We start from the raw sequence: 14,285 nt of genomic DNA, 5'->3' as shown, positions 1-14,285 counted from the left end.
AATATTTTAAGGAATAGTTACCTAAATGTTATAATTTTAACATTCCTTTAGTACGAGATTTGACTAAAACAAAGCTTTTTTTGTCTCCATCTATTTTTAAATGAACAACATTCTGCTGTTCTTCGAACAAATCTGTCAAAACTTCATTTTCTATTTGAACGGATTTTAAGGTGGCTAAATCCACATTGGGGACTTCCAGATAAAATATGACCACGTCCGCATCATATTTTTTTCCAATATATGTGTAAGAAGCATTGCTACCATTAACCTGCACCACAAATTTGGACCTCAAATATTTTTCTAAATATTCATCTGCCAAGACAGACTCTTCATCGGTTGCCAACTGGGCTTTAAAGTCATATCGTTCTAACAACAACTTCTCTAAATCATCAATAAAAACGCGGGACGTAATCTGTAATGCCTTGTCCTTTTCCGAATAATTTACATTGGTTACGCTAACGTAAAACTTATGGGCAGCAGTAAAGGCCAGTAGAGGTAGCACCAATACCACCAATAGTTGTTTAAAAGAATTCATAATCTCATTTTCTACTACAAAAATAGGCAAATGTTATGCCAAAATAGTACTAGTCTAGGTTGTTGTTTTTTCTATACAATTGCCCTTTGGTTTCTAACAACTCATACAGAGCGGACATCTCATTTGCGTTTGCCAATTCCTTAAAATCCGCATCAACCATACAATAGTTCAAAAAGTCAGGTATTTGGTGTTCCGGAATTTTAAGGGTCTCTATAAAAACAAAGTCCGTAAAAAACAATCGTATCTCTTCTAACTGCTTATTCTCATTTTCCAGAGTTGCGTACCTCTTTAATTCCTTGGTTCTTCCAGATATATCTTCCGATAGTCTAACAATTTTTAAATCTAGCCGAAACTTTGGCTTTAAAGTGACGGTATCATAGCCCGTAACTAAATCTAAGTATTTATTTATTCGAAGTTTTTCACCTACACCTTTTGGCCTTAGTCGTCCCTTCTTGTTTTCCAAACCCAACGATTGAGATGTTATGATCGAACCAACAGGAATTCTATTTAAATCCCTACTCATATCTCCCGTTAAATTATAGGGCATTACCACCACCTCCTCTAATTGATTCAACACCTGTTGCAACGGTACAACCAGCAACCTGCTCTCTAAAATGGATTTGGTTACCACCACTTCTTTTCGTTTGAATTGGATTGCCGAGAAAACCAAAGTGTCATTAAGTTGAACATCTATATCAAAAAAACCATCGGCGTCTGTAATGGTAGCCTTATTTGAAGACGTATTTAACACATGGGTGGCCATAACTTCTTCGTTCTCGCTAAAAACGCGTCCGTTTAAGGATATAGTTTCTTGGGCGCATGATGTGTTTGCCACCACAGTCATGACACTCACAAAAACTAATTTTTGCAATGGTTTCATAGGATATGCTTTTAGCAATCTTCCACACTGAAAATTGCTTTTTATTACCTACATCACTTATTCCTCTCCCTCATAATTCTCACGGTACACAACACTTTTCCTTTTCATAAAAGCCCAAATACGCAGCCGGTCATGAGAGTCTACAATTTGCTGAAAAGAAGAGTCTATCTCACAGAAATACATAAATTCATCAATCTTCTCCAGAGGGATTTTCAATTTTGTTGTATAGAGTGAATCTGCATAAAACCCCCTGACTCTTTGCGTTCTCTCATATTTCGCATTTCGTTTAACGCGGGCTTTCAACATTTTTTTTCGGCCTGTAACCATATTGATCAGCGGGTCCAAACTCATATACGGGTTTGCCGTTGCGGCCTGAAATTCACGTTCGGCCTTGCTTATGGGCTTTACATAGGCATTTGGCAATCCTAAAGTTGAAGCCGTAACTACAGGCTCTGTTTTTAAAGTATTTAGATCACTGGCTATGTTTCCCGAAAGACTATACGGCATAACTATAACCTCATCCAGCTCCGTTAGAGCTTCTTCTAAAGGAATCATAAGAAGTTTACTCTCCAAGAGACTCAGGGTTACCACAATTTCCTTGCGTTTGTACTGTACCGCAGAGAATACAAGCGTATCGTTAAGCTTTGCGGCAATATTAAAAAACCCGTCAATATCCGTAATAGTAGCCTTTTTTGTAGTGGAATTTAAAACGTGGGTGGCAGCTACATCCCCATCTTTACTATAAACACGACCTTGAATTTCATCAGAAAATAAATCTTGAGCACATAAACGTGTCAAGAGTAAAAAAGAAATTAGAAAAAGAAATTTACTTCTCTTCATTCAATTGTTTTCGATAAGCCTTGCTTTTGTTCACCAGAAAATCGATCAATTCAAACTCGTTCTTCTTTAGCAACAATTGGTATTCTGGCTCATGCGTGTCTACATATTGCAAAAAATCATCAATAGCATCTTGAGACAGTTTAAGATCGGTCACAAAAAACTCATCATCATACACCTGACGAAGCACTTGGCTCATTTTCATACGCGGGCGCTCCTCTGCATCCTCTTTTTTACCGGCTTTGGCCAGAGCTTTAAAAATATTCACAAAATTGGCACCATCCTTCATACCCCTTTCAGACTGACTTAAAGCTATATTTTCTACTTCCGAAGAACGATCAATATCATACTCTACCTTCTTAAATTCCTCATTTTGCAACTGTATAAACTTCTCCTCGTTCTCTGGGCTTACCACAACCTCGTCCAATTCGGTAACCTTTTCGTTTACTTCAACCACCAAACGACCGTTTTCTATAATTTCATCTGTAATTTTAACCACTTCCAGTTGGTAGTTTACTGCCGTAAACGCCAATTCATCGCCCGCTTTTACCCGTATGGCAAACTGTCCCTTTTCATTGGAAATTACCGCACTTTCCGTAGTAATATTTATAACGTTCTCGTTAGGTACACTTATATTCCGGTACAACACCGTACCGCGCAGCAAGGAACGGTCATCATCTTGCGCATTCACTACTATAAAAGAAAAAAGTACACATATTAGAGTAGGGATAATCTTCATTTGGTTGTTTTATAAATGTCCTCGTTAGGGATATGGTTTTTTATTAAATCAATTTCAGGGCAACTTTATAAGGAGTACTTTCGTACTATATTAGAGTTACCCGTAAGATAAATTATGTGGATAAAGAAAGTACATGTTTTGGTCTTAAAAAAACCATGGCGGCTAAACTTTTGTTAATTCGTATGTACAGAAATTTTTACATCATAACTATCAGGTAACCAGTACGTGCAATCCTTTTAGCCAGATGAACCTGTAGTTTGTCTTGTTAAATTAGTTAAGTACCAAGATAATTTTATTTTTGTTCACCCTAATACCTTAAATTTTAAACTTTATGCAAAAGCGCATCTCGATACCGTTATTTTTTGTCGGTTTTTTCCTCATCAGTTTTGCACAAGCACAAGTAAAAATAGGTGATAACCCTCAAACAATTGATCCCGCTTCCATTCTGGAACTAGAAAGTTCGGACAAGGTTTTGGTCATTACAAGAGTAGACTCTTTGCAAATGACAACCATTGTTCCCAACCGTGGGGCTTTGGTTTACAATACTACTGCAGATTGTGTGTATTATTATGATGGTGCGGCATGGATCAGTATGTGCGAAGGCGCAGATGGTGGTGCCCTCACGGCAACGCCCATTGTAAATTCAGAAAGTACTATTGTTATTACCCCTACAGCGGGTGGTAACAATTTTGAAATAGCTCCCAATAGTATTACCAGCGATCAAATATTGAACGGGGGAATTAACGGGGTAGACATACAAAACGGATCGATTGGACGGGGAAAATTAGCGCCAAATGCCGTAGATAAAGCTAGAATTGCACAAAACGCGGTTGGCCCTTACGCCATTGATCGCGATAGCCTTCCGTTAAGCTTTTTTAATAACGATGCCGGTTTTATTACCGGTGCCAACGTAGTAAGTGGTGATGCGGACAATTCCATTAGTCTAGGTAGTGATAGTGGCGCTTTCTTTGATGCTACTTCTTTGGAGGACGGCATTGCCGCAAATACAGCTGCTATTGCTGCAGATGGTGATAAAAGCAATACTAACGAAATACAGACCCTTTCCATTTCTGGAAATCTATTGTCCATAACCAATGGTAATGCGGTTACTATTCCCACTGCAGATGGATCGGACACTAATATAAACCAAGGTAATAACATAACTATAACCGGTAACGGTACGGCAGCAACACCATATGTTATAAATGCCGCAAACGAAGTTGATGGCAGCATAACCAATGAATTGATAACAGGTGCTGTTTTAAATGCCGCTAACGAATTGGTTATTACAGAAGCAGGAACCAATACCACCGTAGACTTAAGTTCTTTGGCCGGTGGAGGTGGCACAGCAGATGGGGTTATCTCAAATGTGGTATATACCCCAGCGGATAACAATCTTACATTTACAGGTACTGGCGGAGGTTTTAACGGCGTAATCAATCTAGACGATTTAGATGGTGGTGGAACCGGTACTACTCAAAATGCCGCACAGGTGCCAGTTGCAGCCATTCCAGTAAATTATACGGCAGCTACAGCAGATGTAGAAGCTCATTTGGCCGGAATAGATGCTGCTTTAACCGGAGGAAGTACGGACGACCAAAATGCGGGCGAAGTACCAGTAGCACTTACAGCTACTAACTATACTGCGGCTACACAAGATGTTGAGGCTCATTTAGCCGGGATTAATACAGCCTTGGGTACAGCAGGAACTGCTCAAAATTTGAGTCAAGTTTTAACAACGGGTGCTAGCGCTGGAAATCTTAAAATTGCAGACCTTTCTGACCCAACTTTAGATCAGGATGCGGCCACCAAGAAATATGTAGATGACGAAATTACCGCTAATAATACATTGGCAGATGGGGATATTCTTGTAGGTGATGCCACAGGAGTGGCACAAGCCGTTACCCTAAGTGGTGATGCTACAATTGATAATGCAGGAGTTCTTACCGTTGAAGATGATGCCATTGACACAGATAAAATATTAGATGCAACTATAGGTCTTACGGATTTAAGTGATATGGGAGCCACAGCAGACGGTCAAATACTAAAGTGGGATACCGCTACAACTTCTTGGATTGTATCAAATGGCTCCAGCCATTTTGGTACTGAGAACGCTATATTTTTTGGAGATGACGTAGATGGCTCTCCAACAGATGCTGGAAATGAATTTTTCTGGGATCCAAATGCCAGAGAAGAAAATGGCGGTAATTTTGGAGCACTTGGAATAGGTCTGGACGGTGGAGTGATGAGTACTAAAGCTAAAGTACATGTAGCTGAACAACTTAACGGTAAACTTTCTTACCCATTAGAAATCCAAAATAGAACAAATCAAAATTCTAACAATTCATCTGTTGGATTACTATTTTCAGTAGATTTAGATAATGCCCACGGTAAAGGTGCCCTATCCTACGAAAGAACCGGAGCATGGGGGGTAGGCGATTTTCATTTCTTACAAAATATCATTACAACTTCAACAAACCCGACTTTAACCGATAAAAGCTTTAGTATACGAAGCAATAAAGACATCGTCCTTTATAATGGTATCGAAATTGCTGGAGACCGTGGAGATGCAAATCAGGTATTGACCTCTAATGGGGCTGGAGCCGTTTCTTGGGAAGATCCAGGTGAACTTTCCATTACTGATGCTGATGCAAATGATGCCTTAGTAGTCCAGACTGATGGTAAGGGTTATAATATTGGTGTTGATGATACTACAATAGAAATAATTTCGGATGCATTACAAGTTAAGGATGCGAGTATTAACTCTGCAAAAATCACAAATGGCACAATAGCTCTGGAAGACCTTAGTAATATGGGAGCAACAGCTAATGGAGAGGTTTTAAAATGGGATCAAGATAATCTAGTATGGAAAATAGGAACGGATGATGCCGCTTCTACAACCTATACTGGTGGAGCTGGTATAACGCTTACAGGAACAACTTTTGCTGTGGACAATTTAGCTGGAGAAGTAACCGGACCAACTACGGCTACAGTTATTGCCAATGATGTAATTGGAACCGATGAGTTAGCTGTCAACGCTGTCTTTGAAGAAAATATTAATGCTAATGCTGTTACATCAGCTAAAATAGCACCTAATACAATTGCTATTGAAGATCTTAGTCCAATGGGCGCAACGGCCAACGGACAAGTTCTAAAATGGGATAATGATAATACAACATGGACTATTGGAACAGACAATGGCGGATCTACAGCCTATACCGCGGGTACTGGACTTACTTTAAGCGGAACTAATGAATTTAGTGTAAACGCTTTAGCAGGTGATGTTACTGGCTCAACTACGGCAACGGTTATAGCAACTGATGCTATTACTTCTTTAAAAATACTAAATGGTGAAGTAAAAACGGCAGATATTGCAGCAGGAGCTGTGGTTACAAATAGTATTGCCAACGACAATGTTACTCCTGATAAAATTTCACAAGGAACGGACGGTCAAATATTAACAACAAACGGCACCGATGTTGTTTGGGCCGATGCTCAAAATTTCGCAAAATCTGATTTAACTCAAACTTTAGGTCAAAAAAGAATATATGATTTAAATGGTTCTAATTTACAATTCGCTACCAATGGTGGAAAAATTGGAATTGGTGCCTTACCTGGAGAACCACAAGATCAATTAGATGTACGTGGCTCTATTAGAAGTAGAGAAGGTTTCAATGCTACAGGAGGGGATGCCGGTGGCCCTGGTTATGGTTTTTACACCAATGATGACAATGATACAGGAATGTTCAGGGCTTCTGAAGATAATTTAGGTTTTTCAACAGGAGGCGTAGAAGTTCTTAGAATTGATGATGCACAAAACGTAGGTATAGGAACCGATACTCCCACAAGAAAATTACATATAGCAGGTGATCTTCAAGTAGACGGAGGAGTTTGGGTAGCAGCTACACAAGTTCACCCTGACTATGTATTCGAAAAATACTTTAATGGTTATTCAAACTTAAAAAGTTCTTATAGTTTTAGAAGTTTAGAGGAAATCGAAATTTTTGTTAAAAAGAACAATCACTTACCTGGAATTTTATCAGCTGAACAAATTAAAAATGAAGGCTCATATAACCTAAGCAATGCTAATACTGTACATCTAGAAAAAATAGAGGAACTTTTCCTTCACACCATAGAACAGGAAAAGGAAATCAAAAAACTTAAAGCAGAAAAAGAAGCCATGGCCAAAGAATTAAAGTCCATGAAAAATGATATAGAAGAAATTAAAGCACTTCTAAACAAATAAAACCGAGCCAATAAAGCGCAATCTGCATTGAACATGAAGAAACATCTTTACATAGCGGCACTTATTCTGGCAACGGGCATACAAGCACAATCGGCTTTGTACAATACCGGCAACCTTCGTATTCACGATGGCGGTGTCATGGGTTTACACACCAATCTGGTCAATGACGGTAGTTTTGACGAGAATTTGGGTTTGGTAGGTTTTTATGGAGACAACCTCCGTACCATTAGCGGAAGCCTGCCCGCAACCTTGTATGATGTTGAGTTCGTAACTGGCGGTGGTACCGTAGTGCAGACCTCTCTAAATGTCTTGAACAATGCCAATTTTGTTACCGGAGATATTATTACCGATCGCGTACAACCTTCCATAACCCTTAACTTTTTGGCAGATGCCTTTCCCAACGGCCAGAGCGATATTAGTAAGGTAGACGGCTATGTAAGTGTTAATAACCAGCAGAACTTTATTTTTCCCGTTGGTGATTTTCAACAGTTGCGTCCGCTTATCTTAAATTCAGAAGGTATTAATAACGTGGCACGTTGTGCCTACTATATAGAAGACCCTAATAGCCCAAGTGTACTGCCACGCGCATTCAACACGAACAATAAAGCCGTAGAAATAGGTGATATTAGTACGGTTGAATTTTGGCATCTGGAAGGCTCTGTAGCTTCTTCCATTCAACTATCTTGGAACGAACGCAGCAACATGGGCCTTTTGACCAATGACGTAAACGAAATTGTAATTGTAGGTTACAGCAAATCTGCCAACCAATGGGTAAGTCTTGGCGGTCCCGCACCTGCCGGAAACCTAAATGAAGGTGTGGTAGCTTCCGGTTCATTTATTCCGGACGAGTATGAAGTACTTACTTTTGCGGCAATGGGTGAACCAAGGGATTATCTAGACTTGGAAAACTATTTTGTTTCGCCCAACGGAGATGGCATAAACGATTTCTTGGAAATTCCGGAATTGGCCCTCTCCCCTAACAACTTTATGCAGATTTTTAACCGTGAGGGACTCAAAGTATTTGAAAAAGCAAACTACACCAATGAGTTTAACGGACTTTCTACACAAAATAATTTTGTGGTAACAAGAGGTAAAGGCCTTCCTTCGGGTGTCTATTTTTACATTGTTACCCTAGAAGATTTGGACCTTGAGTTTCAAGGATTTTTATATTTGGCGAACGATTAATTACAAAAAGAGACCTAAAATGGTCTCTTTTTTTACCGTTCATCGATCTTTTATACTACCCAGTTAGGTTGACAGAATATACCTACAACTTATTCTTCTTTCTTCACTACACTTTCCCTTGACTTCACAACAAATTCTGTGCAGTTCGTCGATCAGGGTATAATTTTACATAAAAATTGAAATTTCCCTGCCTATAAGAGAAAACGGTTTTACGAATTGGTCTTACCAAATACAAGCCAGATTCCATAGTGCATTCTTTTTTTTAATAAAATGATTAAACCCTTATCACCTCTAACATTTAGGTAATACCTAAACAAAGAAATTCCCTTTACAACCTACCAACGGGTTTGATCATAATTGATTTTAGAATTGAATAATTGAAATATATAACATTAACCGCCCAGCATTTTATTCAAAAAAATAAAATGTTAAACAAATCTTAAATAAAGATGAAAAACGTTCCCCTAATCGTTCTCCTCTTTTTAACACAGTTAGCCTACACACAGGTCAAGATTGGAGACAACATCAATCAAATTGATGCGGCCTCTCTTATGGAGTTGGAAAGTGCCTCGCGCGTGCTGGTCGTTACTCGGGTAACCAATGCCCAAATGAGCGCAATTACACCTTTAAATGGCGCACTGGTTTTCAATACGGACGAAGACTGTCTTTTTCAGTATAAAAACAACGCATGGTCCAACCTGTGTGTTAATGTAGCCGCAGGAGAAACGGTCACCGCTTTACTGGACAATAATGACGGCACAGTAACCTACACCAACGAAGCCGGAACGCCCGTTACATTTTCAAAAGCCAATTTAACGGACAATCTAGACGGTAGTTTCACCTTTACCAATGGTAGCGGTGCGCTAAATTTTATAGGTACGGACAACCAAAACCTAGAGAGTGCCACACTAGACCAAACTTCCTCCTCTTTATTAATTGAGATTGAAAATGGAAGTAGTACCAGTGCCGATCTTTCCGCTTTAGAGGAATCTGCTGATATTGCCGCCGTGCAAAACGACGTGGACCAGAACGAAGCGGATGCAGACGCAGCAATACTCGCAGTTCAAAACGATGTAAACCAAAACGAAGTGGATGCTGATGCAGCAATACTCACAGTTCAAAATGATGTGGATCAAAACGAAGCGGATGCAGATGCAGCGATACTTGCCGTACAAAATGACGTAGACCAGAACGAAGCAGACGCAGACAACGCCATCGCAACGGTTCAATCTGATGTTGATCAAAACGAAGCGGATGCCGATTCAGCCATCCTTGCCGTACAAAACGACGTAGACCAAAACGAAGCCGATGCAGATGCAGCAATACTCGCAGTTCAAAACGATGTAAACCAGAACGAAGCAGACGCAGACAACGCCATCGCAGCGGTTCAATCTGATGTTGACCAAAACGAAGCGGACGCAGATGCAGCCATACTTGCCGTACAAAACGACGTGGACCAGAACGAAGCGGATGCAGACGCAGCAATACTCGCAGTTCAAAACGATGTAAACCAAAATGAAGCGGATGCAGATGCTGCCATCGCCTTGAAAGAGGATACCGCGAACAAATCCGATGACGTTACATTGGCCGATGCAACAAACACCAAGTTTCCAACGGAACTCGCCGTAAAGACCTATGTGGACGGGCAAATTGCAGCCACTGCAGATGACGATATAACAGGTGCTTCAATCGATGCTTCCAGTGTCTTGAAAATCGACGAAGGGACTTCTTCCGTAACCGTAGACCTTTCCGCTTTGGAAGAATCCGCAGATATCACAGCAGTACAGAACGATGTTGATCAAAACGAAGCGGACGCAGATGCAGCGATACTCGCAGTACAAAATGACGTAAACCAAAACGAAGCGGACGCAGATGCAGCTATTCTTGCCGTGCAAAACGACGTGGATCAGAATGAGGCTGATGCCGATGCGGCAATCGCCTTAAAGGAAGATTCCGCGAACAAATCCGATGACGTTAACCTTGCCGATGCCACAAATACAAAGTTCCCAACGGAACTGGCCGTGAAGACCTATGTGGACGGACAAATAGCCGCAACCGCAGATGACGATATTACAGGGGCTTCAATCGATGCTTCCAGTATTTTAAAAATCGATGAAGGGACTTCTTCCGTAACCGTAGACCTTTCAGCTTTAGAGGAATCCGCTGATATCACTGCAGTACAGAACGATGTCGACCAGAATGAAGCCGATGCTGATGCAGCTATTCTAGCCGTTCAAAACGACGTAGACCAAAACGAAACTGATGCCGATGCGGCAATCGCCTTAAAGGAAGATTCCGCGAACAAATCCGATGACGTAACACTAGCCGATGCCACAAATACAAAGTTCCCAACGGAACTCGCCGTAAAGACCTATGTGGACGGACAGATCGCCGCTACCGCCGATGACGATATAACAGGAGCTTCAATCGATGCTTCCAGTGTCTTGAAAATCGACGAAGGGACTTCTTCCGTAACCGTAGACCTTTCAGCTTTAGAGGAATCCGCTGATATCACTGCAGTACAGAACGATGTCGACCAGAACGAAGCCGATGCAGATGCTGCGATACTTGCCGTACAAAATGACGTGGACCAGAACGAAGCGGACGCTGATGCCGCAATACTTGCCGTGCAAAACGATGTTGACCAGAACGAAGCCGATGCAGATGCGGCCATACTTGCTGTGCAAAGCGACGTAGACCAGAACGAAGCCGATGCTGATGCAGCGATACTTGCCGTACAAAACGATGTCGACCAGAACGAAGCAGACGCAGATGCGGCTATTCTTACTGTGCAAAATGACGTTGACCAAAACGAAGCTGATGCTGACGCTGCAATACTTGCCGTGCAAAACGATGTCAATCAAAATGAAGCAGATGCCGATGCGGCAATCGCCTTAAAGGAAGATTCCGCGAACAAATCGGATGACGTTACCTTGGCCGATGCCACAAATACAAAGTTCCCAACGGAACTCGCCGTAAAGACCTATGTGGACGGGCAAATTACCGCCACCGCAGATGATGATATTACAGGAGCTTCGATCGATGCTTCCAGTGTCTTGAAAATCGACGAAGGCACTTCTTCCGTAACCGTAGACCTTTCCGCTTTGGAAGAATCTGCCGATATAACAGCAGTACAGAACGATGTCGACCAGAACGAAGCCGATGCAGATGCTGCGATACTTGCCGTACAAAATGACGTGGACCAGAACGAAGCGGACGCTGATGCCGCAATACTTGCCGTACAAAATGACGTGGACCAGAACGAAGCGGACGCTGATGCCGCAATACTTGCCGTGCAAAACGATGTTGACCAGAACGAAGCCGATGCAGATGCGGCCATACTTGCTGTGCAAAGCGACGTAGACCAGAACGAAGCCGATGCTGACGCAGCAATACTCGCAGTTCAAAACGACGTCGACCAGAACGAGGCCGATGCAGACGCGGCTATTCTTGCCGTGCAAAATGATGTAAATCAAAATGAAGCTGACGCCGATGCTGCCATCGCATTAAAGGAAGATTCCGCGAACAAATCCGATGACGTTACATTGGCCGATGCAACAAACACCAAGTTTCCAACGGAACTCGCAGTAAAGACCTATGTGGACGGGCAAATTGCAGCCACTGCAGATGACGATATAACAGGTGCTTCAATCGATGCTTCCAGTGTCTTGAAAATCGACGAAGGGACTTCTTCCGTAACAGTGGACCTTTCCGCTTTGGAAGAATCCGCAGATATCACTGCAGTACAGAACGAGGTCGACCAAAACGAGGCAGACGCAGACGCAGCAATACTCGCAGTTCAAAACGACGTCGACCAAAACGAGGCAGATGCAGATGCGGCCATATTTGCCGTACAAAATGACGTTGACCAGAACGAAGCAGACGCCGATGCAACTATTCTCGCAGTTCAAAACGATGTAGACCAAAACGAGGCTGATGCTGACGCCGCGATACTTGCCGTACAAAACGATGTAAATCAAAATGAAGCTGACGCAGATGCTGCCATCGCCTTAAAGGAAGATTCCGCGAACAAATCCGATGACGTAACACTTGCCGATGCCACAAACACCAAGTTCCCGACCGAACTGGCCGTGAAGACCTATGTGGACGGACAAATCACCGCTACCGCAGATGACGATATTACAGGGGCTTCAATCGATGTTTCCAGTGTCTTGAAAATCGACGAAGGCACTTCTTCCGTAACCGTAGACCTTTCCGCTTTAGAGGAATCTGCCGATATAATAGCAGTACAGAACGATGTTGACCAAAATGAAGCCGATGCTGACGCCGCCATACTTGCCGTGCAAAATGACGTTGACCAGAACGAAACCGATGCAGATACTGCGATACTTGCCGTACAAAATGACGTGGACCAGAATGAAGCAGATGCAGACAACGCTATCGCAGCAGTTCAATCTGATGTTGACCAAAACGAGGCTGACGCAGATGCTGCTATTCTCACAGTTCAAAACGACGTGGACCAGAACGAAACTGACGCAGATGCTGCCATCGCCTTAAAAGAAGATTCCGCGAACAAATCCGATGACGTAACACTAGCCGATGCCACCAATACCAAGTTCCCTACGGAACTTGCCGTAAAGACCTATGTGGACGGACAGATCGCCGCCACCGCAGATGACGATATTACAGGAGCTTCGATTGATGCTTCCAGCATACTAAAAATCGATGAAGGAACTTCTTCCGTAACCGTAGACCTTTCCGCTCTGGAAGAATCCGCGGATATCACCGCAGTACAGAACGACGTAGACCAGAATGAAGCCGATGCTGACGCCGCCATACTTGCCGTACAAAACGACGTGGACCAAAACGAAACGGATGCAGACACAGCTATAGCTGCGAATGCCGCTGCCATAACTGCTCACAATTCTGCCGATAACGATTTAAGCGAAACAAACGAAATTCAAACTTTATCCATTTCAGGAAATGATTTAAGTATATCTGGAACAGGCGGAAATACCGTAACCCTACCCTCTATTTCCGGGACACAAGGTTCTCTATTTTTCGCGGATGCGAGTGGCAATCCTACCGAAAATAATTCCCAATTATTCTGGAATGATACTAACAACCGATTGGGTATTGGAACAAATGAGCCAGACAACAAACTTCAGGTTACCGGTGCCATCCGGTCACAGGGGCTACTTAATTCAGATGGAAATGCCAATGAACCTTCCTACCGATTTTCGGATGACACAAATACGGGTATGTACAGTCCGGCTGCAGATGAAATAGGGTTTACCGTTGGAAGTATTGAGGCTTTACATATTGATGAAGTATCTAACAAAACTACTGTTACTATAAATGAAACTTTAGAGCTAAATGGTCCTGTGTTAGATGAAAACGATTCTCCTGGAACCGCTGGACAAGTTCTATCCGCAACCGCAACAGGTACGGAATGGGTAGACCCGGCAACTTCAACAGGAAATGCCAGTATTAGCGCCGATGCCGGAAACAGCATAACCGCAGGTTCAGATTCCGGTGTTTTTTACGCCAGTCCTATCAAAGCTTTTGGAAAAGTTTCTGCAACGGGTGCCATTGTTAAATCCACTCCTAATATTATTGTAACAAAACTTGCAGGGTTAGGCCATTATCTTATTACGTTACCTATAGGTATCACTTTAGATTCTGATTATATCATTCAATTGAGCCAACCGGGAAGAGATGGTGCTGGAAATGATGACCCAGGTATATCGTACAGTAACCAGACCGTCCGGACGTTTGAAGTAATCATTGGTGATAATGACAATGGAGGAACGGACCGAGCTCGATTTGATTCCGAATTTATGTTTACCGTTTTAGATTTATAGTCCTATGAAAATTAATAAAATCTACGTAAAGACCGACC

General features: G+C 42.2%; 7 protein-coding genes. 3 read left to right on the top strand and 4 right to left on the bottom strand.

Annotation, left to right across the window (positions count from 1 at the left end; all coding sequences use genetic code 11):
- Nucleotides 1-28: 28 nt before the first annotated feature.
- From Q4597_RS12700 to Q4597_RS12685, 4 genes are read right to left on the bottom strand one after another with little or no spacing between them, the layout of a single operon-like run.
- Complete coding sequence (locus tag Q4597_RS12700; protein WP_303406476.1) at nucleotides 29-535, bottom strand: DUF6702 family protein; 507 nt, start codon at nucleotides 533-535, stop codon at nucleotides 29-31.
- Nucleotides 536-584: 49 nt separating this feature from the next.
- Entirely contained in the window at nucleotides 585-1,415 is an 831-nt protein-coding gene (locus tag Q4597_RS12695; RefSeq protein ID WP_303406475.1) for a carboxypeptidase-like regulatory domain-containing protein, read from the bottom strand.
- Between the two features lie 57 nt (nucleotides 1,416-1,472).
- Nucleotides 1,473-2,255, bottom strand: a complete 783-nt coding sequence (locus Q4597_RS12690) for a carboxypeptidase-like regulatory domain-containing protein (RefSeq protein ID WP_303406474.1) — start codon at nucleotides 2,253-2,255, stop codon at nucleotides 1,473-1,475.
- Nucleotides 2,242-2,991, bottom strand: a complete 750-nt coding sequence (locus tag Q4597_RS12685; protein WP_303406473.1) for a hypothetical protein — start codon at nucleotides 2,989-2,991, stop codon at nucleotides 2,242-2,244. Before Q4597_RS12685 ends, Q4597_RS12690 begins: the two co-directional genes overlap by 14 nt.
- A gap of 331 nt (nucleotides 2,992-3,322) precedes the next feature.
- Here Q4597_RS12685 and Q4597_RS12680 point away from each other — a divergent pair, with 331 nt between their 5' ends.
- The 3 genes from Q4597_RS12680 (at nucleotide 3,323) to Q4597_RS12670 (ending at nucleotide 14,247) form a co-directional block, all read left to right on the top strand.
- Entirely contained in the window at nucleotides 3,323-7,237 is a 3,915-nt protein-coding gene (locus Q4597_RS12680; protein ID WP_303406472.1) for a hypothetical protein, read from the top strand.
- Between the two features lie 33 nt (nucleotides 7,238-7,270).
- Complete coding sequence (locus Q4597_RS12675) at nucleotides 7,271-8,422, top strand: gliding motility-associated C-terminal domain-containing protein (protein WP_303406471.1); 1,152 nt, start codon at nucleotides 7,271-7,273, stop codon at nucleotides 8,420-8,422.
- A 449-nt stretch (nucleotides 8,423-8,871) separates the two neighbouring features.
- On the top strand, nucleotides 8,872-14,247 hold the full coding sequence (locus Q4597_RS12670; protein ID WP_303406470.1) for a hypothetical protein: 5,376 nt from the start codon (nucleotides 8,872-8,874) through the stop codon (nucleotides 14,245-14,247).
- The last annotated feature ends 38 nt before the right edge of the window (nucleotides 14,248-14,285 follow it).

The organism is Zobellia sp. 1_MG-2023 (assembly GCF_030549125.1).
Taxonomy (GTDB): domain Bacteria; phylum Bacteroidota; class Bacteroidia; order Flavobacteriales; family Flavobacteriaceae; genus Zobellia; species Zobellia russellii.
Note: the sequence above shows the minus strand (reverse complement) of the source record. Positions and strands in the feature narration are given on the sequence as shown.